Annotated in this window: 25 protein-coding genes and 4 pseudogenes; 19 read left to right on the top strand and 10 right to left on the bottom strand. The window is 68.8% G+C overall.

The window, feature by feature from the left end; genetic code table 11:
• Positions 1 to 13: 13 nt before the first annotated feature.
• Positions 14 to 1,507, top strand: a complete 1,494-nt coding sequence (locus GA0115254_RS13840) for an MFS transporter (protein WP_093895572.1) — start codon at positions 14 to 16, stop codon at positions 1,505 to 1,507.
• Positions 1,508 to 1,739: 232 nt separating this feature from the next.
• Here GA0115254_RS13840 and GA0115254_RS13835 read toward each other — a convergent pair whose 3' ends face one another.
• The gene (locus tag GA0115254_RS13835; protein ID WP_093895597.1) at positions 1,740 to 2,249 is read right to left on the bottom strand and encodes a Tn3 family transposase; all 510 of its coding nucleotides are present in this window, start codon (positions 2,247 to 2,249) and stop codon (positions 1,740 to 1,742) included.
• Between GA0115254_RS13835 and GA0115254_RS47560 the strand changes: the two genes are divergently transcribed.
• On the top strand, positions 2,216 to 2,560 hold the full coding sequence (locus tag GA0115254_RS47560) for a Tn3 family transposase (protein WP_370740871.1): 345 nt from the start codon (positions 2,216 to 2,218) through the stop codon (positions 2,558 to 2,560). The genes GA0115254_RS13835 and GA0115254_RS47560 overlap by 34 nt on opposite strands.
• Positions 2,526 to 2,741, top strand: a pseudogene (locus GA0115254_RS47555) (Tn3 family transposase); the annotation flags it as partial. The gene GA0115254_RS47560 and the pseudogene GA0115254_RS47555, both read left to right, overlap by 35 nt.
• A 40-nt stretch (positions 2,742 to 2,781) precedes the next feature.
• On the opposite strand, the gene GA0115254_RS13825 reads toward GA0115254_RS47555, so the two are convergent.
• Entirely contained in the window at positions 2,782 to 3,549 is a 768-nt protein-coding gene (locus GA0115254_RS13825) for a TioE family transcriptional regulator (protein ID WP_093895571.1), read from the bottom strand.
• A 58-nt stretch (positions 3,550 to 3,607) separates the two neighbouring features.
• Between GA0115254_RS13825 and GA0115254_RS13820 the strand changes: the two genes are divergently transcribed.
• Both GA0115254_RS13820 and GA0115254_RS13815 read left to right on the top strand, forming a co-directional pair.
• Positions 3,608 to 4,825 carry an erythromycin esterase family protein gene (locus GA0115254_RS13820; protein ID WP_093895570.1) on the top strand — a complete coding sequence of 406 codons (1,218 nt, stop codon included), beginning with the start codon at positions 3,608 to 3,610 and terminating at the stop codon, positions 4,823 to 4,825.
• Between the two features lie 7 nt (positions 4,826 to 4,832).
• A pseudogene (locus GA0115254_RS13815) lies at positions 4,833 to 4,952 on the top strand (transposase); the annotation flags it as partial.
• Positions 4,953 to 5,128: 176 nt separating this feature from the next.
• Here the strand turns inward: GA0115254_RS13815 and GA0115254_RS13810 are convergent.
• Complete coding sequence (locus GA0115254_RS13810) at positions 5,129 to 5,470, bottom strand: hypothetical protein (RefSeq protein ID WP_141720816.1); 342 nt, start codon at positions 5,468 to 5,470, stop codon at positions 5,129 to 5,131.
• Between the two features lie 159 nt (positions 5,471 to 5,629).
• On the opposite strand from GA0115254_RS13810, the gene GA0115254_RS13805 reads away from it, so the two are divergent.
• Positions 5,630 to 6,307 (top strand): class I SAM-dependent methyltransferase, encoded by a 678-nt coding sequence (locus GA0115254_RS13805; RefSeq protein ID WP_093895568.1) that lies wholly within the window; start codon positions 5,630 to 5,632, stop codon positions 6,305 to 6,307.
• A gap of 440 nt (positions 6,308 to 6,747) precedes the next feature.
• Here GA0115254_RS13805 and GA0115254_RS47550 read toward each other — a convergent pair.
• Positions 6,748 to 6,873: pseudogene (locus GA0115254_RS47550) on the bottom strand (arsenical-resistance protein); the annotation flags it as partial.
• A gap of 18 nt (positions 6,874 to 6,891) precedes the next feature.
• Positions 6,892 to 7,599, bottom strand: coding sequence for a B3/B4 domain-containing protein (locus GA0115254_RS13795; protein WP_093895567.1), 708 nt, complete (start codon positions 7,597 to 7,599; stop codon positions 6,892 to 6,894).
• Positions 7,600 to 7,849: 250 nt separating this feature from the next.
• On the opposite strand from GA0115254_RS13795, the gene GA0115254_RS13790 reads away from it, so the two are divergent.
• Together GA0115254_RS13790 and GA0115254_RS13785 are read left to right on the top strand one after the other, a co-directional pair.
• Complete coding sequence (locus tag GA0115254_RS13790) at positions 7,850 to 8,434, top strand: helix-turn-helix domain-containing protein (RefSeq protein ID WP_093895566.1); 585 nt, start codon at positions 7,850 to 7,852, stop codon at positions 8,432 to 8,434.
• A gap of 420 nt (positions 8,435 to 8,854) precedes the next feature.
• The gene (locus GA0115254_RS13785) at positions 8,855 to 9,340 is read left to right on the top strand and encodes a GNAT family N-acetyltransferase (protein WP_256102558.1); all 486 of its coding nucleotides are present in this window, start codon (positions 8,855 to 8,857) and stop codon (positions 9,338 to 9,340) included.
• Between the two features lie 701 nt (positions 9,341 to 10,041).
• On the opposite strand, the gene GA0115254_RS13775 is transcribed toward GA0115254_RS13785, so the two are convergent.
• On the bottom strand, positions 10,042 to 10,890 hold the full coding sequence (locus GA0115254_RS13775) for an SMP-30/gluconolactonase/LRE family protein (RefSeq protein WP_093895564.1): 849 nt from the start codon (positions 10,888 to 10,890) through the stop codon (positions 10,042 to 10,044).
• Complete coding sequence (locus tag GA0115254_RS13770; protein WP_093895563.1) at positions 10,887 to 11,663, bottom strand: IclR family transcriptional regulator; 777 nt, start codon at positions 11,661 to 11,663, stop codon at positions 10,887 to 10,889. The genes GA0115254_RS13775 and GA0115254_RS13770 overlap by 4 nt, the downstream gene beginning before the upstream one ends.
• A 215-nt stretch (positions 11,664 to 11,878) precedes the next feature.
• Here GA0115254_RS13770 and GA0115254_RS13765 point away from each other — a divergent pair, with 215 nt between their 5' ends.
• The 7 genes from GA0115254_RS13765 to GA0115254_RS13735 all read left to right on the top strand — a co-directional run bounded on the left by GA0115254_RS13765 (position 11,879) and on the right by GA0115254_RS13735 (position 20,063).
• Positions 11,879 to 13,033 carry a mandelate racemase/muconate lactonizing enzyme family protein gene (locus GA0115254_RS13765; protein WP_093895562.1) on the top strand — a complete coding sequence of 385 codons (1,155 nt, stop codon included), beginning with the start codon at positions 11,879 to 11,881 and terminating at the stop codon, positions 13,031 to 13,033.
• 83 nt (positions 13,034 to 13,116) lie between these two features.
• The gene (locus GA0115254_RS13760; protein ID WP_256102566.1) at positions 13,117 to 14,118 is read left to right on the top strand and encodes a zinc-dependent alcohol dehydrogenase; all 1,002 of its coding nucleotides are present in this window, start codon (positions 13,117 to 13,119) and stop codon (positions 14,116 to 14,118) included.
• A gap of 193 nt (positions 14,119 to 14,311) precedes the next feature.
• Positions 14,312 to 15,322: a hypothetical protein gene (locus GA0115254_RS13755; protein WP_093895560.1), complete on the top strand. Its 1,011-nt coding sequence runs from the start codon at positions 14,312 to 14,314 to the stop codon at positions 15,320 to 15,322.
• Between the two features lie 2 nt (positions 15,323 to 15,324).
• Complete coding sequence (gene chvE / locus GA0115254_RS13750) at positions 15,325 to 16,425, top strand: multiple monosaccharide ABC transporter substrate-binding protein (protein WP_093895559.1); 1,101 nt, start codon at positions 15,325 to 15,327, stop codon at positions 16,423 to 16,425.
• 84 nt (positions 16,426 to 16,509) lie between these two features.
• Positions 16,510 to 18,051: a multiple monosaccharide ABC transporter ATP-binding protein gene (gene mmsA / locus GA0115254_RS13745; protein ID WP_093895558.1), complete on the top strand. Its 1,542-nt coding sequence runs from the start codon at positions 16,510 to 16,512 to the stop codon at positions 18,049 to 18,051.
• Positions 18,052 to 18,055: 4 nt separating this feature from the next.
• Entirely contained in the window at positions 18,056 to 19,312 is a 1,257-nt protein-coding gene (gene mmsB, locus GA0115254_RS13740) for a multiple monosaccharide ABC transporter permease (protein ID WP_093895557.1), read from the top strand.
• Between the two features lie 232 nt (positions 19,313 to 19,544).
• Positions 19,545 to 20,063 (top strand): DUF1203 domain-containing protein, encoded by a 519-nt coding sequence (locus GA0115254_RS13735; protein ID WP_093895596.1) that lies wholly within the window; start codon positions 19,545 to 19,547, stop codon positions 20,061 to 20,063.
• Positions 20,064 to 20,601: 538 nt separating this feature from the next.
• On the opposite strand, the gene GA0115254_RS13730 is transcribed toward GA0115254_RS13735, so the two are convergent.
• Entirely contained in the window at positions 20,602 to 21,153 is a 552-nt protein-coding gene (locus GA0115254_RS13730; RefSeq protein ID WP_093895556.1) for a GNAT family N-acetyltransferase, read from the bottom strand.
• A gap of 75 nt (positions 21,154 to 21,228) precedes the next feature.
• Here GA0115254_RS13730 and GA0115254_RS13725 point away from each other — a divergent pair, with 75 nt between their 5' ends.
• Complete coding sequence (locus GA0115254_RS13725) at positions 21,229 to 21,858, top strand: TetR/AcrR family transcriptional regulator (RefSeq protein WP_093895555.1); 630 nt, start codon at positions 21,229 to 21,231, stop codon at positions 21,856 to 21,858.
• Between the two features lie 188 nt (positions 21,859 to 22,046).
• On the opposite strand, the gene GA0115254_RS13720 is transcribed toward GA0115254_RS13725, so the two are convergent.
• A complete protein-coding gene (locus tag GA0115254_RS13720) occupies positions 22,047 to 22,850 on the bottom strand; it encodes a class I SAM-dependent methyltransferase (RefSeq protein ID WP_093895554.1) in 804 nt (267 codons plus the stop codon).
• A gap of 373 nt (positions 22,851 to 23,223) precedes the next feature.
• Positions 23,224 to 23,967, bottom strand: a complete 744-nt coding sequence (locus GA0115254_RS13715; protein ID WP_093895553.1) for a GNAT family N-acetyltransferase — start codon at positions 23,965 to 23,967, stop codon at positions 23,224 to 23,226.
• 318 nt (positions 23,968 to 24,285) lie between these two features.
• On the opposite strand from GA0115254_RS13715, the gene GA0115254_RS44430 reads away from it, so the two are divergent.
• The 3 genes and pseudogenes from GA0115254_RS44430 to GA0115254_RS13705 all read left to right on the top strand — a co-directional run bounded on the left by GA0115254_RS44430 (position 24,286) and on the right by GA0115254_RS13705 (position 25,559).
• A complete protein-coding gene (locus tag GA0115254_RS44430; protein ID WP_176740107.1) occupies positions 24,286 to 24,576 on the top strand; it encodes a hypothetical protein in 291 nt (96 codons plus the stop codon).
• Positions 24,560 to 24,778, top strand: a pseudogene (locus tag GA0115254_RS47545) (transposase); the annotation flags it as partial. The gene GA0115254_RS44430 and the pseudogene GA0115254_RS47545, both read left to right, overlap by 17 nt.
• 334 nt (positions 24,779 to 25,112) lie before the next feature.
• Entirely contained in the window at positions 25,113 to 25,559 is a 447-nt protein-coding gene (locus GA0115254_RS13705) for an SRPBCC family protein (protein WP_093895551.1), read from the top strand.
• The last annotated feature ends 56 nt before the right edge of the window (positions 25,560 to 25,615 follow it).

Here is a 25,615-nt window from a genome sequence, read left to right as displayed (position 1 = left end):
GGGAGTTTCGGATATGCGAGTCAACCGGGCATGGCTGGGACTGGTCGTCCTCATGCTGCCGACATTGCTCGTCGCGATGGACATGACGGCATTGCTCCTCGCGCTCCCACGGCTGAGCGCCGACCTGGGTGCCACCAACGTCCAGCAGCTGTGGATCAGTGACAGCTACGGACTCATGGTGGCCGGCCTGGTCATCACGATGGGTACGCTCGGCGACCGGCTCGGCCGCCGACGCCTGCTGATGATCGGCGGAGCGGCGTTCGGGGTACTGTCGGTCGTGGCCGCCTTCGCGGTCAGCCCGCTCATGCTGATCGTCGTGCGCGCGCTGCTGGGCGTCGCCGGCGCGACCCTGGCACCGTCCACACTTGCCTTGATCACCAACATGTTCCGCGAAGAACGACAGCGCGGGAAGGCCATCGCGATCTGGGCGACCTGCCAGTTCACCGGCGGCGCGCTCGGACCCGTACTCGCCGGAGTCCTGCTCCAGCACTTCTGGTGGGGATCAGTGTTCCTGGTCGCCGTGCCGGCGATGGCGTTGCTGCTGCTCGCCGGGCCGGCCCTGCTGCCGGAGTTCCGCAGCGACCAGGCCGGCCGGCTGGACCTGGCCGGTGTCGGACTGTCGCTCGCGGCGGTCCTTCTGATGGTCTACGGCATCAAGCAGCTGAGCGTCGAGAGCGTGCCAGTCGTGCCGGCGGTGGCCCTCGTCGTCGGCGCAGCCGTCGGATTGCTGTTCGTACGCCGGCAACTGCGGCTGGAGACACCGCTGCTGGACCTGCGGCTGCTCCGCAATCGCCCGTTCACGGCCGTACTCGTCGCGCTGGTCTTCGCCGGCATCGCCATGGCCGGTACGGGCCTGCTGGTGACCCAGTTCCTCCAGAGCGTGCTGGGCTTCTCGCCGGCCGCGTCGGCGGTGCTGTTCGCGCCCATGGGCCTGGGCGTGGCGGTCGGTACCATGGCCGCGCCGGCACTGGCCCGGCGGATGAAGCAGACGACCGCGATCGCCGGCGGTCTGGTGGGGTCGGCGCTGGGCAGCCTGCTGCTGGTCGGCGCCGACGGTGCGAGCGCCCTGCCGTTGGTGATGACCGGCATCGCCGTACTGGCCCTGGGCACCGGCCCGCTGTTCGCGCTGGGCACCGGGCTGGTCGTCGGGTCCGTACCGCCGGAGCGCGCCGGCTCGGCAGCGTCGATGTCGGAGACCGGCAACTACTTCGGCGGTTCGCTCGGCTTCGCGCTGCTCGGTGTGCTGGCCGCGGTCGTCTACCGCGGCCGGATGGACGGCACGTCCGACTCGCTGGCCGGTGCGGTCGCCGCCAGCCGACACCTTCCCGCCGGCCAGGGCGCGGAACTGCTGCACACCGCGCGGGAGGCGTTCACCGCCAGCCTGCACGTCACGGGCGTCGTCGCCGCGGCCATCTTCGCCGGGCTGGCCGTACTGATCCTGACCATGCGCCCGGCAACCCGGACCGCCCCGGCCGCACTCCCCGACTACGAGGTGACTCGCTCGTAGAACCCCTGCCGAGGCCGACATTGTGGTTGTCATGTCCGAACGCAGCACTCCATCGTCACCTCCACGCATGACGAGCATGGCCGGCGCCCGACTGATCCTGTGGATAGCAGCGGTCACGAGGCGGACCTGGACACGGACGGCAGACCGCGGAGGCGCTGGGCCGTTTCGAGGGTGCCTTCCAGGACCTCCACGAGGAGTTCCCCTTCCCCTTCCACGAGTGGGACCTCCACCGCTACAGCCAGTGGTTCCTGCTGTCCCATGTCGTCCTGCCCCGAGCCGTCGACCAGTACGAATCGGCCCGCCGGTCCGCCGCCCCCGGCGGCCCGTGTCGGGCGGCCTGCCCGCAGCCGACGGCTCCGGGCGGGTCGTCGCCGCGCGGCGGGGTGAAGTCGGCATCGAGATGCGGGTCGTACGCCTCGGCACCGGCCGACCGCAGGCGGCCGGGTTCGTGGGTGGAGTACTCGCCGAAGCGGCGGATGTGCTCGGTCATGTACGGCGAGATGGGGGCCAGATCCTCGGGGTCTATGACGTGGCCCTCCTCCTGAAGCCGGAGTACGAACTCGGCAATTTCCAGGGCGTTGTGAAAGATCACCGCGTTCGTGCGCAGCGCGTTGAACTTCGCGTCTTCTCCTGCTCGACGGGGTTGTTGTCGGTGATGACGCCACCGTGCCGGCCTCCTTCGGTCTGCCTGCGGCGGCCGACGAGCACATGGCGGCGCGGGCCGCGCGCTGCTGGACGGCACCTGTTGCGAGTTGGTCGGGGGTCTGCCGGACGACGCGCAGATCGTCTTGGACGACGACGGCCGACTGCACTTCGTCAACCGGGAGCCGGAGCCCGGACCGGCGTCGGATCATCTACTCCATCCACACCAGCACCGTCCGCGACTACGAGGTGGTCCGGATGCTGTCGCGCGATGACCGGTCCACCCCGCTCGGCAACGTCCTCGCGCACTACGGCCGGATCGTCAGGACTTCGCACATCCTGCGCTCGGCCGACGGAACCCGGCTACGGCCGACAGATCAAGGTCCAGGCGAACCTCCAGGAAGGTCGTGACGCACGCACGGAAGATCTTCCACGGTCGGACCGGGCAGCCTGTCAGCATCACCAGGACGGCGTGGAGGACCAGATCGGCGCCCTCGGCTTGGTCCTCAACACACTTGGGCTGTCCAACACCCGGCACATGGACGCCGTCGTCACCCAGCTACGCGCCGCCAACGGCTCCGAGGTGCGCGGCGAGGACCAGTCCCGCCTCTCGCCGTTCGTACGGCATCACATCATTGTGCTGGGCCGGTATTCCCATCAACTCGCTCGCGGAGGTACGCCTCCAGCTCGGCGGCCCCGGCCAGCATCGCCCGCCCGCGGGCGCACAGCCGACCACGCCAGTCACACAATGCGGCCTCCAGCGGTTCCAGCCCGCCAGCCGCCCGCACCTGGGCGATCAGCGGGGCGATCTGCTCCAGCAAGTAGCCGCCCCGCCTGAGCTGGTGGGCCAGCCGGACGTCCCGTACGTCCGCCTCGTCGTAGACGCGGTACCCGGTCAGCGGGTCACGGCGCGGGCGCACCAACCCGGCGCTCTCCCATTTGCGCAGCGTTGCGGGCCGGATTCCGAGCTCCCCTGCCAGCGGCCCGATGAACGTGCCGCAGGGCCCGGACACCGCGGCCGGCTCGGAACCGGGCTCGGGCGCCGCGGTGGGCTCCAGGTCGCGGAGGGCGCTCTCCACGGCCTGGACGGTCTGCCGGTCAGCGAGGAGCTGGGCGTGGCTCTCGTCGATGAGGCGGAACGCCGCATCGACCGCGCCCTGGTTCACGGCCCGCATGATCGACGTCGCCGTCCGGTGGCCGTGACCGGGCACCAGGGCAAGAAACGCGCGCAGAGCCCCGGCGTGCAGCGAGGTATAGATGCGGTAGCCGTGGGGGGTGCGACCGGCGGCCGGAAGGATGCCTGCCTCCTCGTAGTTCCTGATCGCCTGCGTGGACAGACCGTTCCCGCGCGCCAGATCAACCGGCCTGAGCCGACTACCGCTTTGAAGGTTCTTCCGCATGGGGCTGACGATATCGCAGGAAAGTTTCAACCGAAGGTTCAACGATAGCGTTGAAGGCATGGCTACTGACATCAAGGACACCTCCCATGCCGTCGACGCTGCCGCCGTCATGAGGCTGCTGCCGGCCCGGCCTCGGCTGCTCGCCCTGGGCGAGCCCACCCACGGCGAGGACGCTCTGCTCGACCTGCGCAACGAGCTCTTCCGCCAGCTTGTCGAGCAGGAGGGCTACCGGACGATCGCGATCGAGAGCGACTGCATGATGGGGCTGGTCGTGGACGACTACGTCACCTCGGGCACAGGCACTCTCGACGAGGTCATGGAGCAGGGAATCAGCCACGGCTGGGGCATCTCCGCGGCCAACCGCGAGCTCGTGCGCTGGATGCGCGCCTACAACGTCCGCGCCGACAACGACGACCGGCCCACGTCCGAGCGGCTCCGCTTCGCCGGCTTCGACGGCCCGCTGGAGATCACCCACGCCGCGAGCCCCCGGCAGGCCCTCACCGCACTCCACGGCCACCTCTCTACCCGGGTGGACGCGGACCTGCTCCCCTGCACCGCGGACACACTCGACCGCCTGCTCGGCGCCGATGACCGGTGGACCGATCCCGCCGCGATGATGGACCCGTCCCAGTCCACGGGGCAGTCGGCCGAGGCCGGCCAACTGCGCCTGCTCGCCGACGATCTGGCGGCGCTGCTCGATGCGCAAACGCCGCACCTGACCACGGCGACCTCGCGGGACGACCGGGACCGGGCGCGACTGTACGGGCGCACCGCCCTCGGTCTGTTGCGCTACCACTACTGGATGGCCGACACCTCACCGGCTCGCATGACCCGGCTGGTGGGCCTGCGGGACCAGATGATGGCCCACAACCTCCTCGCCCTCGCCGAACGGGGCCCGGCACTCATCCACGCCCACAACGGCCATCTCCAGCGGAACAAGAGCACGATGCGGATGGGCGGGATGCCGCTGGAGTGGTGGAGCGCCGGTGCGCTGGTGAGCGCCCAGCTCGGCGAGGAGTACGCCTTCGTGGCCACGGCCCTCGGCACGATCCGGCACCAGGGAGTGGACACGCCGCCGCCGGACACTGTCGAAGGACTCCTGTACGCGCTCCCGGAGGACCGCTGCGTCATCGACGCCCCGCGGCTGGCCGCCGCCCTCGGCGACACACGGCCCGCGCCCCGCGTGTCCCCCTGGTTCGGCTACTCCCCGCTTGACCCGGCCCACCTGGCGGACGGCGACGGCATCGTGTTCGTCAAGGACGTCCCGCGGAGCTAGGCAGCGGGCCGAGTTCATCCACGCCACCGGCGGAGACGTGGACGCGTTCGGCACGGCTGACCGCCTGGCTTCTTTCGCAGGCCTGTCACCCGTGCCACGGGGCTCCGGCCGCGTCAGCGGGGACATGCCGGCGGACGTCAGCAACCCTGCCCCAGCCCAGGGCTGCCGACGGGCGGCTCGCACTGGCCGTTGACGCGCCCAACTGGTCGTGTCCCGACGCCGAGTGCAGCGCGGACCGACAGTTCTTGCCACACCTGCGGTCGCGGCCGCGACCAGCACCTGGTGGTCCCCGGCAGACCGTACTCATCTTCGCCGCCGCATGCGCTCGGGGTTACCCCCGGCCGTGACCAGCAGCCGGGCCGCGGTGTCGGGGCCGACTCCGTGGGCGGCCCGCAGGCCGGGGTTCCGGGCGGCGGTGCGTGCCTTGCCGACGGAGCGGGCGGCGTTGTGCGGGGCGCGTATGCCGGTGACGGTGTCGTCCTTGGGCGCGTCCGCGGCGTACCCGGCCCGGGTGGTGGTGAACTCGGCATCTGCGAGATGGCCGCCGTTGTCGCCGATGACCGCAACGTGGAGGGTGTCCGCGTGGGAGTCGACACCGCCGAACACGTCCTGGCTCGCCATGTCGTCCGAGGCCGCTGGTTTCATGCTGATGATGCCTTCCCGACCGGAGCCATGAGAACAGGTTCCGGCAGCCGGACAGTACACCGCGAAGACAGCCCGGCAGGACGTCAGTCAGTGCCGAGCCACGACCACCGGAACCTGAGTATCAGCATCAATGTCAGTGCGCTCGTCTAGATTCGCGGCGTGACTGAACCCGCCTACCTCGCAGCGGTCCGAGAGTCGTACGACACTGTCGCCGCCGACTACGCCGCCCGCGTCGCGCCCCCCGCCGAGCTTGATCCCTTGTCACGTGCGACGCTGGCCGCGTTCGCCGAAATCGTGGAGACCTCTGATCGAAAACCCGTCGCGGATCTGGGCTGCGGCCCCGGCAAGGTGACAGCACACTTGGCAGAGCTGGGGGTGCCGGCTTTCGGTGTTGACATCTCGCCGAAGATGATCGACCTGGCCCGAGAGGCTTATCCGGACCTGCGGTTCACTGTGGGCTCAATGACCGAGCTGGAGCTCGACGACGACGGACTCGGCGGCATCCTGGCCTACTACTCCACTCACCACACGCCGCCTGATTTGCTCCCACTCGTGTTCGCCGAGTTCCATCGCACTTTGGCGCCCGGTGGCCATCTGATGTTGGTCGGCCATGTGGGAAACGGCGAGCGTCGGCGTCCAACGCAGGCTTACGGCGGACATCCGGTGACCTACGAGTCCCACCTGCTGCCACCGACCCGGATCGCCGAAATGCTGGGCCGCAGTGGCCTGGCCGTCAGCGCACAACTGGTGGAGGAACCCGACGAAGGGGCAACGAGGACGATCGCCACCTTCATGGCCCGCAAGCCGGAACCGGTTTCTGAGCCCCAACCCCGCTGATCTCGAGGCCGGGGCAGAGAGTCGGGCAGCGGGTCCGTCGATGACACGTGGATCCCGGTTGTCCAGGTCCGCGGCCAGGTGGTTGAGGAGGCTCAACGGCATGCCGTCCTCCGGTCCGAGCTGCCGGTATACGAAGTCCCCGCTGTGCGCGGACACGGAACGGGCGGCGCGCTCTTGTACGACGACGGGTGGGGTGGGGGAACTCCGCCTGCGGGACAGACACCTCGCCGGCGCGCACCCCGGCCCTGTCGCCGTACCGCTCGACCAGGAATGTCTTCATCGCCGTCCCCGTTTCTCGTCCACAAGAGGACAGGATCTCTGTTCATCCCGACGAAATCCGAGGGCCGACAGGTGATCCGCTGCTGGCCGCGGGCGAGCCGCCGGGCTCGCAGGCGCGTCCGGGCCAGGTGCCGACCGGATCGCGGTAGTGCTGTAGGTATCCGTGCCGGGCCGGCTGCCGGCTCAGCGGCAGCCGGATCGGGGCGGGGGAAGAACCGGCCGGCGAGGGCGACATGGACCAGGCCGATCAGGACCAGGGCCTCGATGAGCGGGCCGACGACGCCGGCGCCGGGCCGGTTGAGGTCTCAGACGGTGACCCGGGATTGTGCCGGGCCGAGGTAATACACAGCGGTCTGTTCGGCGTGAGAGGCGAGCAGTCCCTGCAGCTCGTCGGCTGCGGATTTGAGGATGTGGCCGTCACGGGCCGAGTGGAGGGTTTCGAGGACGAAGGCGACGCGTGTGGAGTCCTCGGTGACGCGGGTGCGGTGGGCGTCGCGGTGATTCCAGTGGCGGGTCAGGACGCCGTTGGTGTCCGCGTAGATGATCTCGCCGGGCTTGGGATTCTCGACGGTGTCGGGTTCACCGAGCGGGGTGAAGGACTCGGTGCCGTCCGCGTGGCGGATGACGACGTCGCCGGTGACGTGGTCCAGGTCGAAGGCGCCGGCGGGCAGGCTGTGATGGACGGAGACGGCGTTGTAGGAGTCGACGGCCGGGTTGATGCGCGGCAGCGTCCCCTTCTTGGCGAGGCGGCGGCCGAGCGCGTCGACGCTGGGGCGGATGCGGCGGGGGTTGGTGCCGAAGGAGCGGTAGGCGGTATGCCACGCCTCGATGCGTGGGTCGGTCTCGTCGGCGGGCTGCCAGGTGCCCTCGGCGAGCTGTTGCTCCAGCTCCTGCAGGGCGGCGGTGGTGCCGGGCCAGGGCTCGTGGCTGCGCAGCCCGGTGGCGGTGACCAGGGCGATGAGGGTGTCGGGGAAGGCGTCTGTGATGGCGCGGGTGAGGCGGAAGGCAGGCATGGGCAGTTCCGTTTCCTGTGTGCGGGCGGGCTGGGGTCAGGGTTTCCAGGGGCCGATGCGGTCCAGGCGGCGGCGCTGCTGGCCTGCGGCCGTAGGCGAGTGAGCTGCCCAGGGCCAGCAGCAGAGCGATCACGGCACATCCCTTAATATTCAATGGAACGACTAAACCGTACAACGAATCGACCGGGTCGTGTCAATAAAACGACCGCATGGTGCATTCCAGTGGTCCACTTGTGAGGATGGTGAACGGATGGCCGAGACGGCCGCTGCCCTGCGGACTCTCGCGCACAACGTCAGGGCGGCCCGCACTCGCGCCGGCCTGTCCCTGGATGAGCTCGGCCGGCGTGCCCAGGTCAGCAAGGGCGCCCTGGTGGGGCTGGAGAAAGCCCAGGGCAACCCCAACTTCGCCACCCTGGTCCGGCTGGCCGACACTCTCGGCATCTCGGTGTCCGCGCTGATGGAGGGACCGGCCGAAGGCCGCGTCCGCGTCGTGACCGCTGACGCCATGGCCCCGCTGTGGACCGGAGCGCAAGGCAGCGAGGCCCGGCTCATGCTGACGACCTCAGGCCCGGCCCCTGTCGAGGTCTGGCGCTGGCAACTGGAACCCGGCGAGGAATACCCCAGCCACCCCCACCAGGCCGGAGTCGTGGAAACCGTCAGCGTCACCTCCGGCCGGATGACCCTGGTCGTCGACGGCACCGAGCACACGGTCGAAGCCGGTCAGACCGCCACGTTCGACGGCGACGCCCCCCACACCTACCGTGGCTCCGGCACCAAAACCTGCAACCTGATCATGACGGTCCACCTGCCACCCGGTCCCGCTTCTGCAACCTGACCCGCGCAGGTCAGCCCGGTGCTCGGGGGCGAGAACTGCTCGCAGGAGGTCGACGCCTGACGGGCTGCTTCGCCGCGGCGCCCCGGCCCGTGCAGGGCCGTAGCCGTGGTGATCCCGTCACCCACATCATCCGATGTAGGTCCGGGGCGAGGTCGAGGCGCAGGCGGTGCCAGGACGGATGGCCTCTGGCCTGGGAGGATGCCCCCGTGATCATGGTCGGGGGATCGCAAGTTTGTAGCAGGTCAGATTCTGCGGAGGTGTCCCGTCTCAACGAAATCAGTCGTCCGCACGCCGCTGACCTGCGTGGACTGGATCGGGTGAGACGCGTGGACTCGGTTCGTGGAGACAGGCTGCAGATCTCAGTCGATCCGGTCGGGTCCGGGGCGGCGTCGTTAGACTGTCGCCATGTCGTATCCGCCGATGCCGCTCCAACTCGAAACCGCCCGGCTGACGTTGCGTCCGTGGACCGAGTCCGACGTCGACGCCCATCGCGAGCTCGTCGCCGAACGGGGCGATGGCATGCCGTCGATCGAGCACAACCGGCGGATGATCGAGGATCAGCGCGCCGCGTCGGCACTGACAGGCATCGCTCTGCTGGCCGTCATCCGCCGCGATGTGGGCGACTTCATCGGGTATTGCGGGCTCACCGTCGGTCGGGCTTCCGTCGACGAGCCCGAGATCGCGTACGAGTTGTTCCGGCGCGTGCACAGACAGGGCTACGCGACCGAGGGGGCTTCCGCGGTACTCGACGCCGCGATCGCGACCGGACGGAAGCGGCTCTGGTCGACGGTGCGTCCCTGGAATGCGCCATCGTTTCGCGTCCTCGACAAGCTTGGGTTCAAGCGCGACCACGTATCGACGGATGACCGCGGCGAACTGGTCTGGCTCACCCGCTCCCTGTCATGAGAGGCGCGTTGCGGTGGAGCTCGGGTGACGCTCACCGCGGGACCAGCGGGACGTGCGTACCGGAGCCACATCCTCGAACCGGCCCGTCACACAGCCCCGTAGCGGGCGTCGACGACGCCTGTGCACCGCGTCAACGTACGACAGCTCGATGCAAGGTCCTGCGGGATCCACCCCAGCTGGTACAGCCGTTCAGCGCGCCCAGTGCATTCAGCCGCGCGACTGGACTCGCTGAGACAGAAGCCCGAACGGCTCGGTTCGTTGAGAACACGACTCGATCGAGTGAGACGGGACAGGAGGTTCCAAGGTCCGCGAACCCCCGTCCATGAACAACGAGTTCATGGCAGACAGCCCCGTTGATCTGCCCTGACAGGTCAACGGGGCTTCTTCGAGTCCGCATTCGGGCGGCGGGGAAACGGGCGAAGGCGGGGTTCGGGAGCTGTGCCGGACTCTTTGGTCGGGCAGTCCTCGAACGAACCCGGCGACCAGCGTCGCCACCGCTTCTGGAGTCTCCAGGTTCATGAGATGGGTGGCGTCAATCCGGTTGAAGCTGATCGTCGGCCGGGGGTGGGAGAGCACGGCCAGCTCCTCGGAGACCCCTTGTGCAAACCGGGCGCTGAATTCGCCGATCCACTCCATGCCGGGCGCAGGCGGTAGCCGTCGGCCGGCCTGTACCAGCAGCAGCGGGCTGTCGGCGCAGCCGGTCAGGCCGCCCCGAAGGCGACGCCGGGCAGCCCCTCCCCCGCATCCGGCACCACCAGGAGCGAGCCCGACAGCGGGTGAGGCCGGGCCAGGCCGGTACGGGCCGTACTGATGTAGAGGTCGCGCAGGCCCGGTCCGCCGAAGGTGCAGGCGGTGGGGCGGCGGACCGGGAGGTCGAGGGTGCGGTCGAGGTCTCCGTCCGGGGTGTAACGGCGCAGCTGGGCCCCGTCCCACAGGGCGACCCATACGCAGCCGTCGGCGTCGACGGTCAGGCCGTCCGGGAACCCGGCCCCTTCCTCGACGGTGGCGAAGGGGCTCCGGTCGACGGGAAGTCGGCCGTCCATCCGGCACACGTCGATGCGACGGGTGGGGCTGTCGATGTAGTAGACGAAGCTCCCGTCCGGGCTCCATCCGGTGCCATTGCTGACGGACACGGCAGGGAAGATCTCGGTGGCGGTACCGTCGGGGGCGATGCGGGAGAGGTTGCCACCGCCGGTCCGCTCGTCATAGCGCATGGTGCCGGCCCACAGGGAGCCGTCGGGCGCAACGGTCGCGTCATTGCCGCGGCGGCCGGCGACGGGCTCGTGCACGAGCCAGGAGAACGCGCCGTCCACGTCGTACACGGCAACGCCGTCACGAAGGTTGACCACCAGACCACCGGCCGCACGTGGCTTGGCCGCGCCGACGTGCTGCTCCGTGGCCAGCACCGTACGGCGGCCGCTACCCGGCTCGTACATGTGGATACGGGATCCCAGGATGTCCACCCAGATCAGCCTCTCGGACACCGGGTCCCAGGTGGGGCCCTCCCCCAGCGCGGCCGACTCCCTGACCGCGACCTCGACTGCCTTCACCGGCTGCCACCGCGGTGGCCGAGGCTCGCGGAGAGGTCGCCCGCGCCCTTGGCGGCCAGCTCGGCGAGTTCGGCCTCGCGCTCCTCCGACCAGCGGATCAAGGGGACCGAAATGGACAGGGCGGCGACGACGCGGCCCGATCTGTCGCGCACGGGTGCGGCCACGCAGCTCACGTCCGGATTGGACTCGCGGTGTTCGGTGGCGATGCCACGCCCGCGAATCTCGGCAAGGGCTTCCCGCAGTTCGTCGGGGTCGGTGATGCTGTTGTGGGTCATCGCGGCCAGATCGCCCTCCTTCTCGATCCGGATGTCCAGCTCGTCGGCCGGGAGCGCGGCAAGGAGCATCTTGCCGACCGACGTGCAGTGCGCCGGGAGCCTGCGTCCTGCCGCCGAGACCATGCGGACCGCGTGGGTCGAGTCGACCTTGGCTATGTAGATGACGTCCAGGTCTTCGAGGATCGCGACGTGGACCGTCTCGTCGCAGGTCTCGGCTACCTCACGGGCCACCCGCCGACCCTCTGCGGCGAGGTCGAGCTGTTCCGCGTACCGGCTGCCCAGCTGGTAGTTGCGCACGCCGAGGCGGTAGCGGCCCGGTTGCTCGGGGACCGCCACCAGATAGGAGCGGGCCGCCAGCGTCGCGACCAGCTCATGCACCGTGGTGCGGGGCAGTTGGAGCTTGCGGGTGATATCCGGTGCGGAGAGGGTTCCGTCGCCCTCCAGGAACAGTTCGAGTACGTCCAGCGCCCTGTTCACCGCCGGGACAAGGCGTCCCATGGCCCTCACCCGCCCCTGTTGTTCGAAACTCCGGCCAATGACCGGTATGACGTGCACAGGCTAGTCACGGCACCATTCGCCGGGCAATGGTCCTGCGGAAACGACTGCCGCGCACCCCATTGACACTCCCGGACGGCCCGAATACCGTCACGCCAACATTTCGAACGTGTGACGAAATATCGAACAACCAGACCCGGACTCTAGGGGCAACTGCCGTGCGCATCACGGGAATCAGCACTCATGTCGTCGGGACCCCCTGGCGCAATCTCACCTACGTTCTCGTCCACACCGACGAGGGCCTCACCGGAGTCGGCGAGACCCGCATGCTCGGTCGCACCGACGCACTGATCGGCTATCTCCACGAGGCGGAGGCGAATCACATAGCCGGTTCCGACCCGTTCGCCGTGGAAGATCTCGTGCGTCGCATGAAGTACGGCGACTACGGGCGGGCCGGCGAGATCACCATGTCCGGAATCGCGGTCGTCGAGATGGCGTGCTGGGACATCAAGGGCAAGGCCCTCGGCGTACCGGTGTGGCAGTTGCTCGGCGGCCTGGTGACCGATGAGGTCAAGGCGTACGCCAACGGCTGGTACACGACCGAGCGCACCCCGGAGGCGTACCACGAGGCGGCCCGGGAGGTCATGGCGCGCGGCTACCGTGCCTTGAAGATCGACCCGTTCGGGACCGGTCACTTCGAGCTCGGCACCGCGGAGACCCGGTACGCCGTCTCGCTGATCGAGGCGGTAAGAGACGCGATCGGCCCCGACGCCGAGCTGATGCTGGAGATGCACGGGCGGTTCAGCCCCTCGACAGCAGTGCGACTCGCCCGTGAGCTGGCGCCGTTCAAGCCCGCCTGGCTGGAGGAGCCGGTGCCGCCGGAGAATCTCAGGGCCTTGGAGAAGGTCGCCTCGAAAGTGGACATCCCCGTGGCGACCGGTGAGCGGATCCATGACCGGATCGAATTCCGGGAGCTCTTCGAGTCGCAGGCAGCCGACATCATCCAGCCGGACGTCGGCCACATCGGTGGCATCCTGGAGACCCGCAAGCTGGCGGCGACCGCCGAGACGCATTACATGCTGGTCGCACCGCACAACGTCGGTGGCTCGGTGCTCACCGCCGCTTCGCTCCAACTGGCAGCCTGCACCCCGAACTTCAAGATCTTGGAGCACTTCAACGACTTCGCGGACGCGGAGATCAAGAAGGTGGTCAAGGGCGCGCCTCAGGTCAACGCGGCGACCGGATGCTTCGAGGTGTCGCATGCTCCCGGGCTCGGTGTCGAGCTCGATGTGGACGCGGCGGCCGAGTTCCCGCAGCAGAAGGCCCGCTTCGACCTGTGGGCCGATGGCTGGGAGCAGAGGGCGCCCAAGTGAGCCACGCCCCGAGCGAAGCGAACCGTCTCCCCGACGGGGGCCGCCGCGTTTCCGGCCGCTTTCCCGACGGGGGCAACCGTTCTCTGGTCATCGAACGTCCCGGCGAACACCGTCTGGTGCTGGGAAAGTTGCCGGTTCCCGGGCCCGGTGAGGCCCTGGTGCGGGTGGCCGCCGCGGGTATCTGCCTGAGCGACCGTGAGGTCTACGCCGGGCATCGCGACGCCTCCTATGTCAGCTATCCCGTGATCCCCGGGCACGAGTGGTCCGGGACCGTCGAGGCGGTCGGCGAGAGCGTCGATCCCGCGCTGGTCGGCCGCAAGACCGTCGCCGAGGGGTTCCGGGCCTGCGGGATCTGCGAGCGCTGCCGGTGCGGTGAGACGAGCCTGTGCACCGGGGGCTACGCCGAGACCGGGTTCACCGAACCGGGCGCGTTCGCCGACTGGCTGACCGTGCCCGCACGCCTGCTGCACCCGCTCGACGACGACGCCGACCTGCGTGCCGCGGCCCTCCTCGAGCCGGCCGCGGTGATCGCCGCCGCGGTGCGGGCCGGACGCCCCAGCCCCGGCGAGCGGATCGCCGTGGTCGGTGCGGGCACCCTCGGACTGCTCGCGGTCCAGCTGCTCACCGCCTGCTCGCCCGCCGAGCTGACCGTGATCGACCCACGGGCCGAACGCGGCGAGCACGCAAGGCGGTTCGGGGCGAGCGAGAGCCTGTCGCCGGAAGCCGCCGAGGCCATGACTCAGGGCCGTTTCGACCTGGCCGTCGAGACCGCGGGGGCACCGACCACGGCCGCCTCGTCCTGCCTGCTCGCGCGCCGGGGTGGCCGGGTGGTGCTCACAGGGATGTTCACACCGGGGGCCACCGGCATCGACCCGGTGCACCTCTCGCTGAGCCAACTGGAGATCCGTAGCGTCTTCGGCGCCTCCTCGTCCGCCTGGTCGGACGCGGTGCGGGCCTTCGGCCTCGGACTGCTCGATCCCGCACCACTGATCACCCACGAGTTCCCGCTGGAGCGGTTCGGCGAGGCCATCGCGTTGGTCGGCGGCGGTGATCCGCGGACCGGGAAGGTACTGCTGCGCCCCTGAGCCCGAGCGGCCGGGAGGTTTCCGGCCGCCCCGACACACATCTGCTCCGCCGCACATGCGCGTTCGGCTCACCGGGTCCACCCCACCGGACGGACCCCTGACCGTACGGCGGTACGCAGCCGCCTGACAGGACGCATACCGCCGTACACCCATCAACTCGAACGTCGTCCGAAATATCGAACATGGGAGTCTCGTGATCGCCCCGTCCTCACCCCGCCGCCCCGGCGCCGACGCACTGGCCCGCATCGGCCACGCCATACCCGTCCTGGACCCGGCCGACGCCTCCGCGCATTCCTTTCCCGACGGCGGCACCTGGCGCACCGAGATCCCCTCGGTGGAGGGCCCCGAGGCGCTGTCCGTCGTCCTGAAGGAGAGCTCACGCCTGGATGTCCCGATCCACCGGATCAGCCAGGGCAGCGGCATCTGGATGCTGTCCGACTCCGAGATCACGGAGATGGTCGAGGCGGCCGGCGAGCGCGACATCGAACTGTGCCTCTTCACCGGCCCCCGCGGCACCTGGGACACCGGCGCATCCGTGCGCACCGACTCGCACGGCGCCGGGCTGCGCGCCCGCGGCCACGACGCACTCGCCGGATGCGTCGAAGACGCCGTACGCGCCACGCAGTTGGGCGTCAAGTGCCTGCTCGTCGCGGACGAGGGTGTGCTCTGGGCGCTCCACCGGGCACGCCTGGCGGGCGTCGTCCCGGCCGACACCACGCTCAAGGTCTCCGCACTGATCGGACCCGTGAATCCCGCCTCGTACGCCGTGTACGAACAACTCGGCGCCGACTCGCTCAACGTCCCCTCCGACCTCACGCTCGCCCATCTCACCGAGATCCGCCGGGTCTCCGCCGCGCCCATGGACATGTATGTCGAAGCACCGGACGACCTCGGCGGCTATGTGCGGATGTACGAGATCGCCGAGCTGATCCGGCGCGGCGCACCCCTGTATCTGAAGTTCGGCCTGTCGAAGACGTCCGGGATCTACCCCTACGGGGCGCATCTGCGCGATCTCACTCTCGACACCGCCCGCGAACGCGTCCGCCGTGGCCGTCTCGCCCTCGATCTGCTGGCCCGGCACGGAGCGGACGGCGGCATGTCGCCGCTCGGCTCCCGCCTGCCCGGCACGCTGAACCGCTTCACAGCCGACCCCGCTCACAACGCTGACAACGCTCCAGGCGACGACATCGAGAAGGACTCCTGATCATGCGCATACGCACCGCGGCAGCCGCCGCCTGCTTCGCCCTCAGCCTCTCCCTCACCGCCTGCGGCCAGGACAGCTCGGGCGGCAGCGAGGAGAAGAAGGACACCAAGGACGCCACCATCGGCATCGCGATGCCGACCAAGTCGTCCGAGCGCTGGATATCCGACGGCAACAACGTCGTCAAGGACCTCAAGGCCAAGGGCTACAGGACGAAGCTCGCCTTCGGCGAGGACGACCCGGACCAACAGGTCTCACAGATCGAGAACATGATCACCCAGGGTGTGGACGCCCTGGTCATCGCGGCCATCGACAACAAGTCCCTGGACAACGTCCTGCAGCAGGCCGCCGACGCCGAGATCCCGGTGATCTCCTACGACCGCCTGATCCTCAACTCGGAGCACGTCGACTACTACGCGTCCTTCGACAACGAGAAGGTCGGCAGGCTGCAGGGCACGTACATCATCGACCAACTCGACCTGGACAAGGGAGAGAAGGGCCCGTTCAACATCGAGCTGTTCGCCGGCTCCAACGACGACAACAACACCCGCTACTTCTTCAACGGCGCGATGAAGGTCCTGCAACCGTACATCGACAAGAAGCAACTCGTCGTCCAGTCCCACCAGACCGAACTCAACCAGGTCACCACCCTCCGCTGGGACGGCGGCACCGCCCAGCGGCGCATGGACGACCTGCTGACTTCCTCGTACGGCGGGTCCAAGCGCGTGGACGCGGTGCTCTCGCCCTACGACGGCATCTCCATCGGCATCCTTTCCGCGCTCCGTGGCGACAGCTACGGGACCAAGTCCAAGCCGTGGCCGGTCGTCACCGGGCAGGACGCCGAGGTCGCCTCGGTGAAGTCGATCATCGCGGGCGAGCAGCGGCAGACCGTCTACAAGGATCTGCGCCGGCTCGCCGAGGTCGCCACCGACATGGTCGACGCCGCGCTGAAGGGCGAGAAGCCCGAGACCAACGACACGAAGTCGTACGACAACGGCGCAAAGGTCGTCCCCGCCTACCTGCTCAACCCGGTCAGCGTCGACAAGGACAACTACAAGAAGGAGCTGATCGACACCGGTTACTACAAGGAGAGCGATCTCAAGTAGCCGGCGCAGTCCACCTTCCCCGCGCTCCGGGCCTGCGCGCCCGAGCCGGGGAGCCCCACATCAGCGACAGAGAAAGGCACGACCATGGCGCGACCCGTCCTGGAAATGCGCTCGATCGTCAAGACCTTCCCCGGAGTCAGGGCGCTCTCGGACGTCACCCTGACCGTCCACCCGGGCGAGGTCCACGCCATCTGCGGAGAGAACGGCGCCGGCAAGTCGACCCTGATGAAGGTCCTCTCCGGCGTCCATCCGCACGGCAGCTACGAAGGAGACATCCTCTTCCACGGCGAGCCGTGCCGGTTCAAGGACATCAGGGCGAGCGAGCAGCGCGGCATCGTGATCATCCACCAGGAACTCGCCCTGGTGCCCAATCTCTCCCTCGCGGAGAACATCTTCCTCGGCAATGAGCACGCCGTGCGCGGCGTGATCAGCTGGCGCGAGACACTGCGGCACGCCTCGGAGCTGCTGCGCCGGGTCGGCCTCGACGAGCATCCGCAGACCCGGGTCGCCGACATCGGCGTGGGCAAGCAGCAACTCGTGGAGATCGCGAAGGCGCTGTCCAAGGAGGTGAAACTGCTGATCCTCGACGAGCCGACGGCGGCGCTGAACGACGAGGACAGCGGGAAACTCCTGGATCTCATCCTGGAGTTGAAGGACCACGGCATCGCCTCGGTCATCATCTCGCACAAGCTGAACGAGATCGCCCGGGTCGCCGACTCGGTGACCGTCCTCCGCGACGGGCGCTCCATCGAGACCCTGGATGTGAAGGCCCCGGAGACCACCGAGGAGCGGATCATCAGCGGCATGGTCGGCCGCGACCTCGACCACCGCTTCCCCGAACGCACCCCGCATCAGCCGGAGCACGGCACGGCACCGGCCCTGGAGATCCGCGGCTGGACGGTGCACCATCCGATCGACCAGCACCGCAAGGTCGTCGACGACGTCTCGCTGAATGTGCGTCGCGGCGAGATCGTGGGCATTGCCGGGCTCATGGGCGCGGGCCGCACCGAGCTCGCGATGAGCGTCTTCGGTCGCACGTACGGACGTTATGCGGGCGGCACCGTCCTCAAGGACGGCAAGGAGATCCGTACCAGGACCGTCCCCGAGGCGGTGCGGTACGGGATCGCCTACGTCACCGAGGATCGCAAGCACTACGGGCTGAACCTCATCGACACGATCGGCCGCAACATCTCGCTCAGCGCTCTCGGCAAGGTCGCCAGGCGCAGCATCGTCGACGAGCACGCGGAGCGGCAGGTCGCCGAGGGCTACCGCGCAAGCATGAACATCAAGGCACCGACTGTCGCCGAGCCGGTCGGCAAGCTCTCGGGCGGCAATCAGCAGAAGGTCGTCCTCAGTAAATGGATCTTCGCGGGTCCCGACGTCCTGATCCTTGACGAGCCGACCCGTGGCATCGACGTGGGTGCCAAGTACGAGATCTACACAGTGATCGACAAGCTCGCCGCCCAGGGCAAGGCCGTCGTCTTCATCTCCTCGGAACTCCCCGAACTGCTCGGCATGTGCGACCGCATCTACACGATGTCCGCCGGCCTGTTGACCGGTGAGGTGCCGCGGGCGGAGGCCACCCAAGAAGTGCTGATGCGTCAGATGACGAAGGACATGAGGTAGCTGGATGAGTACGGATCTGACGGCCGGGACTCCGGCGGACGCCCCGGTTCCGTCCGGTGACGGAGCCGGTGGCGGCAAGACCGGGGGCGGCCTGATCGGCCTGGTCCTCGATGGCCTGCGCCGTAATATGCGGCAGTACGGCATGCTGATCGCGCTCGGCCTGATCGTGGCCCTGTTCACCGTGTGGACGGGCGGCGACCTGCTGCTTCCGCGCAATGTGTCCAACCTGGTGCTGCAGAACAGCTACATCCTGATCCTCGCGATCGGCATGATGCTGGTCATCATCTCGGGTCATATCGATCTGTCGGTCGGCTCGCTCACCGCCTGCGTCGGCGCGGTAGCAGCCGTGCTCATGGTGCAGCACCATGTGCCCTGGCCGGTCGCGGTCGTGCTGTGCCTGGCCCTCGGTGCGGCCGCGGGCGCGATGCAAGGCTTCTTCATCGCGTACGTCGGCATACCCTCGTTCATCGTCACGTTGGCCGGGATGCTGCTTTTCCGGGGCGCCACCGAGATCGTCCTGAAGGGACAGACACTCGGCCCGTTCCCCAAAGGCATGCAGACCATCGCCAACGGCTTCCTCCCGGAGGTCGGACCGGACACCAACTACCACAACCTCACCCTGCTGCTCGGCTTTGTCCTGATCGCGTTCATCGTCATCCAGGAGATGCGCGACCGGAGGCGGGAGCAGGAGTTCGCGCTGGATGTGCTGCCCGCGAAGATGTTCGCGCTCAAGCTGGTCGCTCTGGCCGCCGCTCTGCTGACGGCCACCTTGCTGCTCGCCAGCTACAAGGGCGCCCCCGTGGTCCTGCTGATGCTGGCCGTCCTGGTCGTCGGCTTCGGCTATGTGATGCGCAACGCGGTGATCGGTCGCCATGTCTACGCGATCGGCGGCAATCTTCCCGCGGCCAAGCTGTCCGGCCTCAAGGACAAGAAGGTCACCTTCCTGGTCTTCCTGAACATGGGAATGATGGCCGCCCTCGCCGGGCTCGTCTTCGCGGCCCGCTTCAACGCCGCCTCCCCCAAGGCGGGCACCAACTTCGAACTCGAGGCGATCGCCGCCTCGTTCATCGGCGGTGCCTCCATGAGCGGCGGCGTCGGCACCGTCCTCGGCGCGATCATCGGCGGCCTGGTCCTCGGTGTGCTCAACAACGGCATGAACCTCGTCGGCGTCGGCACGGACTGGCAGCAGGTCATCAAGGGCCTGGTCCTGCTCGCAGCGGTCGGCTTCGACGTGTGGAACAAGCGCAAGGCCGGTTCATAGGGCCCGCAGGCGAATCCAACTCCCCTTACTGGAGCCGGACATGGAAACGAGCGGACGCACAGTGACGGCAGCGGAGGCGGCGGCGGTACCTCTTCCACGGCACCGCACCGTCACCGTCGCAGCCATCCGGCTCGTCCGTTCGTGACCTGCCGAATACACCGCAGCAATGCCATGGACCTTCGCGTCCGAATCCCGCCAGCGCGCCAAGGGCCGGCCGCCGACACTGGGCCCCATGACCGCATACACGCCTCTCCCCATCCCTCCCGCCGCAGTCAAGGAACTCCGCGACATCGATGACTCCGGGCGGCCGCCGCGGCCGTACACCGCGCGCGAGGACGGCGTTCCCCTCGATTGCGTGGGCAGCCCGCTGCGCTGCTGCCTGCGGGCCATCGAGCCCGGCGAGCGGGTCGCCCTCGTCTCGTACGCCCCGCTGCGCCGCTGGGCGACGGCAACGGGGGCCGACCCCGGAGCCTACGACGAAGCGGGACCCGTATTCATCCACGCCGACGAATGCGGAGAGCCACGGCGCCCCCAGGGCTACCCCTTCTCGCGACCGGGGGCACTGCGCACCATCCGCCGCTACAACGCCGAGGGACACATCGTCGGGGGCCGCTTCTTCGAGATCCCGGACAACGCCGAGGCCGGGTTCGACCGGGTCCTCGGGGAAGCGTTTGCCGAGCCGGAGGTGGCACTGGTGCACGTGCGGGCCCTGGAGTACGGCTGCTTCCAGTTCGAGGTGAGACGACCGTAGGCGATGCCCACCGAATGGCCGTCCGCGAGGCTCACGGCCGTCGTCGATTCCGCCGGTACCAAACCGTTGTTCAGCCTGAACCGCCGGACAGGGCCGCGTCGCATCGATGTGACTGGGCGCTTCAGTCGGCCGGCTTCATGCTCACGATCGAGGAGCTGATCAACGCCTGCTCCTCCTCATCCGTGGCTGTGTCCCAGGTCGGTAGGGCTATTAGCGGATGTCGTCGCCGGCCTGGCCGGGGCCACGGCCAGGGCCGGGGCCGCTGTCGCGCCGGCGGCGCGCAAGGCAGCCCGGACCGAGGCCGGATCCTGCACCGCACCGGGCGAGCGGGTTTCAGGCGAGCCGCCGGTGAAACGGTGACGTCACTGCGCAGGTAACAGCATTCACGCCAACACCTTCCCCATCGCGAGCGGCGTACCGGCCTTCACCGCCGGCAGCGACCTGAAGGACTGCCCATTCCCCGTCCTGCACTGGCACTTCGGGAGACATGACGACCGCGGGCGAGGGTCGCCGGTCATCCGAATGGCCCGGGAAGCATTCATGCCCGGTCGGCCGGGTCCTTCTGTTTGCCTGCCGGGGTGGTGTGCAGGTCGAGGACCCAGTTCTGGCCGACGAGATCGTGGCCGAAACTGTGGTGGGGTTCCTCGTCGGCGAGAGTGAAGCCGAGACCCTGGTAGATCTTGCGCGCGGACACCAGCACATCGTTCGTCCACAGGGTCACCTGTTGGTAGTCGGCCTCGCACGCAAAGACCAGGCATTCCTCGACAAGGCGGGTGCCGAGGCCGAGGCCTCTGGCCTTCGGGGTGACGAGCAGGATGCGCAGCTTGGCCACCCCTGGTTCGTCGCCGGCGACGAGGAAGATGCAGCCCGCGCGCTCGCCGTCGACCTCGGCGATCCAGGCGGCCTCCTTGGCCGGGTCGTGGTCGGCAGCGTAGTCGGCGACGATCGTGGCGACCAAGGCTTCGAAATCGGTGTTCCAGCCGAACTGCCGGTCGTAGGTCTCGCCGTGGGCCATCACCACCCAGCCCAGGTCACCGGGACGGTTGGCGCGGCGCACGAGGACGTGCGGCTGGTGTTGCTGCTGCGGCATGGGTTGCTCTCCTGGCCCCTCGGCTGCATTCGATTGCCACTGACACAACTGTTTCAGTAGCGCTAGGCTAGTCCCGTGTCCAAGGAAGCGACAATCCAGTCCGCCAGGCAGGTCGAACTGCTGGAGGCCGCCTATCAGTACGCCCTCGCGCACGGCCTGGCAGATCTGTCCCTGCGCCCGCTGGCGTCGGCCATCGGCTCCAGCCCACGCGTTCTGATGTTTCTGTTCGGGAACAAGGACGGCCTGGTCAAGGCGCTGCTGGCGCGCGCCCGCACTGACGAGCTGACGGTCCTGGACCAGCTTGCGCAAGCCGACCAGCCCATAGGCCTGGCCCCTGCGGTCGAGCAAATCTGGGCCTGGCTCGCCACCGAAGAACATCGCCCGCTGCTACGGCTGTGGGCCGAGGCCTACGCCCGGTCCCTCGTCGAGCCCGACGGTGCCTGGGCCGGCTTCGCCCGCGCCACCGTGAACGACTGGCTCGACGTCCTGGCCGCCTGCCAGCCACAGCCGGAGAGAGACAGCGAGGACGGCGCGACCCGCCGCACCCTGGCTCTGGCCGTGCTCCGGGGCGCCCTGCTCGACCTTCTCGCCACCGATGACGAGCGCCGGGCCGGTGCTGCTGTCCACCACCAACTCGCCTTGCTGCGCGTTGTCGTCACCGACATCGGCGCCGTGCCGACCGGCCGACACGGCAGCTGCACTTAGTGATCGACAGCATGTCGGTGCTGGTCAGCGGCCGGGCGGGATGGCTTCAGATATGGGGACGGCGGCAAGGACGCTGTCGTGAACGCTGATCACCGGCCCACGGGGTGGGAGCGCCGCGGCGCGGTGCGGCTGGGTGCGCCGGCGGGGGTCGACCGCCCAGGGCCTCCTGCCGGGCAGTCGGGGAGGGGTTATGGGCGGCGTCCCCACGCGGAGATCATCGGGGCGGTGGCCAGGTCGAGCCGCCCGGTGGCGACGTTTGCCAAGTGATGGTCGATCTCCTCGTCGGTGGCAAGCCCTTCCCCCACCAGCTGGTGGCGGATCTGCCGCACCGTCGCGTCCTCGAGTACGGCACATGCCGGCGAGGTGATCGGGAAGTACGCGTCGGCCTGTACATCGTCCAGACCGGCTTCGCGTAGCGCTCTGGGCAGGGTCCGCCCGTACGCGAGGTCCGCGCCGCGCGCCGCCATCAGGGTGCGGAAGCCGGATCGCAGCCGGTTCGCGAGCCGCTGTTCGGGACCAGAATCGTCCGGACACAACAGCGGCTGCAACCCCGGGTCTGCGTCCTCCAGGAGCAGCCAGCCGCCGGGCCGCAGCGCCTGGACCATCCGGCGCAGCGCCTCAGTGCGGTCGGTGACGTGCACCAGGACCAGTCGGGCGTGCACGAGGTCGAAGCCGCCGGGCGGCGGCGGGTCGGCCGCCACGTCGTGCCGAAGCACCTCGATCACGCCACCGTCGATGTCCCGGGTCCAGGACACGTCGATGTCGGTGGCGATCACCGTGCCGTTCGGGGCGACTCGCTCGGCCAGCCCGAGGGGTACGGAGGTTCCGCCGGCGCCGACCTCCCAGCACCGCATGCCGGCACCGATCCCAAGCCGGTCGACGTGCCGAAACGTCACCGGGTCAAACAGCTCGGCGAGGGCGCCGAAGCGGATACCCGCCTCCGACTGTCTGTTGTCCAGCAGGTAGCCGCGGTCTGTTTCGTGCTCAGCCATGTGGCGATTCTGGCAGACGGGCGCAGGGCGGGCTCGAACCAGCCACCGTCCCGTTGATCTCCGCCTGGGGACGCCACCCCAGCCGTACCGCGCCCCTGCACTCCCCCACCATGGCCCGGTGATCAGCGTTCACGACAGTCTCCTTGCCGCCGTCCCCGCCACCATCACGGCGAACCGCTCGCAACCGGCGCCCAGCACCGACATGCCAACGGTCAGGTACTACAACTGCCGTGGCTGAGCTGCATGTGTCCTGTCGCTGCGTACTCGGCAGGTGCCAGGCACCTGACCTGCCCTGTTGCCATGTCGTTTGAGAGCCTCGGGCTCGCTGCTCTCGAACGACATGGTTGTCACGGGAGAGGTGGACGCTTCGTCCTCAGCAGTTCCGGTCGATGGGTGCGTCGGCGAGACGAACGCTGAGCTGGGCACCCAGTTCCTGGAAACCCAGAGCTAGAGCCACACGTTGTGATGGGTAGGGGCGTGCTCTCCACTGCGGCAACATGCCGGCATCGAGGGCATGGGCCACTGCGGCGGACGCCACCACCCGCGCCAGGTGGTTGCCCCGGCAATGCGGGGCAACCAGCACGCTCAGGTGGGCCACCGACCGCGGCCAGGACCGGAACCCGGCCGCGGCCACCACTTCGTCGCCCCGGCGAAGACAGAACGCGGGAGAGGAGATGTCCTCCAGACCGCTCTCGCCCACCTCCTCCTCCCCGGCCAGGGCCAGCAGCGCAGCCAGGCCGCTGTCACCGTTCGGCAGCTGCTCGATCCCGGCACCTTCATGCGCAGGACGAAAACCGTCCCGATCGAGATAGAAGAGCGAAGCCGGCCCGAGGACGTCGAGGACAGGCAGCACCGCGCGCAGACGGGCGGCGTCGACGAGATCTTCGTGGGACATCCTCCGCGCTGCGGCGTCCATCATCCCGGCGGCCCGCACACTCGGCGCAGTGACGATGGCGGCGTCACCGATCCGCACGACCCCCGCCCACATCGGTGGACACATCCGCGAACCGGGCGCGACCACGACGTTCGCCCCTCCGGACGGACAGAACTCGACCGGTGTGTCCGCCAGCTCCACCCACAGCTCCCGGGCGTGAGCGAGCAGGAGATCGTTGACCATGGGAGCATCCTGTCGGCTCTGCCGCCGGAGCGCGACCGGGTTCTTCCCCGACGGGCAGCCAGTACCGCAGAACTCAGCCCAGCCTTGATTCAGCGAGAATCCGCCGCCTCGTGTGAGATGCCATGAGAATCCTCCAACTTGCCTGAGGCGGGACACCCGTCGGCGAGCAGGGACGACACGCTCGGCAATCCTGGTGACAACAAGCATGGAACTTCACACCAACGCCTGGCACGTGGAAGCCGGCCGGGTTCGATCCGCCGCGTCGTCATTCTGCGACGACCCGGACCGCTTCCCACTGGGAGCGCAACCCTGGCGAGGGTGCCGCCGGCCACGGAGGTCTGGGCGTATCTGGCCTTCCCCCGGGAGACCTCGCTGCTTCCGGCGTCCGGCACGCTGCCGGACGATGTCCTGCGCGACGACTATCCGCTGCCGCCGCACCCGATGTACATGTTCCGGCCGGACAAGCGGGTGTTCCTGGACACGTTGGCGAGGCTGCCCGCCGTCCGCCGTCCGTGGCTGCGCGAGCTCTACGACCGGGTGCGGACGGAGCGGAACACCTTCCTGGGCCAGAAGACGGATCGCAAGGCGGCGGAGGGAGCCGAGGCGTAGCGTCGCGAACGACATGGGACGCCCGCCGCAGCACGTGCGCCGGTTCCTGGATGCGATCTCGTACGTAGACCGGCCCGGCATTCCCTGGCACCACCTCCCGCCACGACTACGCCCCGTGGGAAGCCGCGCATCCGGGCTGGACGCCCAGAGCGTCAAAACCTCCGTCAACGTGCCCACGGCCGGCCAAGGCATCGACGCGGGGGCAAGCAGATCACAGCCCCGTATGGACCTGTCGGATTGTGCAGGTGGTGTGGTCGGCATGAGGCTGGAGGGCAAGCCCGTGGGCGGCCGGACCAGGATTCCGCACCATTAAGGATTTCCCGCAGTTCCCCGGCACGCTCGACCGGTTGTCCCGCACGAGCGGCGATGAAGAGGCCGGCCCGGCGATCCGCGCGCACCGGCCGACCCAACGCCAGGTTCTCGCGCCGGGCTTCACGGCTGCCCAGCGCCTGCCGCGCCGGACGGCCTCGTACCGGAGGAACCATGACCGGCAGCATCTCTCATATCCCTCATCCTCCAGAAGGAACGTGACCAGCGTGGCCCGGAACTGCCGTCTGATCCTCAGCTCGCCGTCCGAGGTCTGGAGCCTGCTGTCCGACGGCCACCGCTACGGGGAGTGGGTGACAGGAACCCAGCAGGTCCTCGCCGCGGACCCGCACTGGCCAGAAGTAGGCGCCCGCCTGAAAGTCCGAGTCGGTGCCGGTCCCCTGACCCTGGACGACATTTGCGTCGTCCGCATCTGCGAACCGCAGCACCGCCTCGAACTGGAGGCAAAGGCAGATCCTTTCGGCGCAGCCCGCATTGCCATGAACCTGATCCCCTGGGGCGAGAACACCCTCTTCGTTCTCGACTGGCACCCCCTCAGGGGCCCCGGCACCCGAATGCACGGACTCCCCGTGGATTACATCGTCGCGGTCCGCAACGGCATGATGCTGACGAAGCTGGCCCGGATCGCCGTGCGCGAGCATGGCGGAAGCGCTTGAGGCACGTTGCAGAACACTGAGGTTCCCCCGAGATGCGGGGATGGGTGACAGAGGGT

This window comes from Streptomyces sp. Ncost-T10-10d, from assembly GCF_900091955.1.
Classification (GTDB): Bacteria; Actinomycetota; Actinomycetes; order Streptomycetales; family Streptomycetaceae; genus Streptomyces.
Note: the sequence above shows the minus strand (reverse complement) of the source record. Positions and strands in the feature narration are given on the sequence as shown.

Excerpts from the sequence above, each read along its gene's own strand:
- GA0115254_RS13720 (WP_093895554.1), bottom strand. The coding sequence starts at position 22,850 with ATGGCTGAGCACGAAACAGACCGCGGCTACCTGCTGGACAACAGACAG.
- GA0115254_RS13730 (WP_093895556.1), bottom strand. The coding sequence starts at position 21,153 with ATGCCGCAGCAGCAACACCAGCCGCACGTCCTCGTGCGCCGCGCCAAC.
- mmsB (WP_093895557.1), top strand. The coding sequence starts at position 18,056 with ATGAGTACGGATCTGACGGCCGGGACTCCGGCGGACGCCCCGGTTCCG.
- GA0115254_RS13770 (WP_093895563.1), bottom strand. The coding sequence starts at position 11,663 with ATGGGACGCCTTGTCCCGGCGGTGAACAGGGCGCTGGACGTACTCGAA.
- GA0115254_RS13840 (WP_093895572.1), top strand. The coding sequence starts at position 14 with ATGCGAGTCAACCGGGCATGGCTGGGACTGGTCGTCCTCATGCTGCCG.
- GA0115254_RS13810 (WP_141720816.1), bottom strand. The coding sequence starts at position 5,470 with ATGAAACCAGCGGCCTCGGACGACATGGCGAGCCAGGACGTGTTCGGC.
- GA0115254_RS13715 (WP_093895553.1), bottom strand. The coding sequence starts at position 23,967 with ATGGTCAACGATCTCCTGCTCGCTCACGCCCGGGAGCTGTGGGTGGAG.
- GA0115254_RS13785 (WP_256102558.1), top strand. The coding sequence starts at position 8,855 with ATGCCGCTCCAACTCGAAACCGCCCGGCTGACGTTGCGTCCGTGGACC.
- GA0115254_RS47560 (WP_370740871.1), top strand. The coding sequence starts at position 2,216 with ATGGCGGCGCGGGCCGCGCGCTGCTGGACGGCACCTGTTGCGAGTTGG.
- GA0115254_RS13825 (WP_093895571.1), bottom strand. The coding sequence starts at position 3,549 with ATGCGGAAGAACCTTCAAAGCGGTAGTCGGCTCAGGCCGGTTGATCTG.
- mmsA (WP_093895558.1), top strand. The coding sequence starts at position 16,510 with ATGGCGCGACCCGTCCTGGAAATGCGCTCGATCGTCAAGACCTTCCCC.
- chvE (WP_093895559.1), top strand. The coding sequence starts at position 15,325 with ATGCGCATACGCACCGCGGCAGCCGCCGCCTGCTTCGCCCTCAGCCTC.
- GA0115254_RS13735 (WP_093895596.1), top strand. The coding sequence starts at position 19,545 with ATGACCGCATACACGCCTCTCCCCATCCCTCCCGCCGCAGTCAAGGAA.
- GA0115254_RS13820 (WP_093895570.1), top strand. The coding sequence starts at position 3,608 with ATGGCTACTGACATCAAGGACACCTCCCATGCCGTCGACGCTGCCGCC.
- GA0115254_RS13795 (WP_093895567.1), bottom strand. The coding sequence starts at position 7,599 with ATGCCTGCCTTCCGCCTCACCCGCGCCATCACAGACGCCTTCCCCGAC.
- GA0115254_RS13790 (WP_093895566.1), top strand. The coding sequence starts at position 7,850 with ATGGCCGAGACGGCCGCTGCCCTGCGGACTCTCGCGCACAACGTCAGG.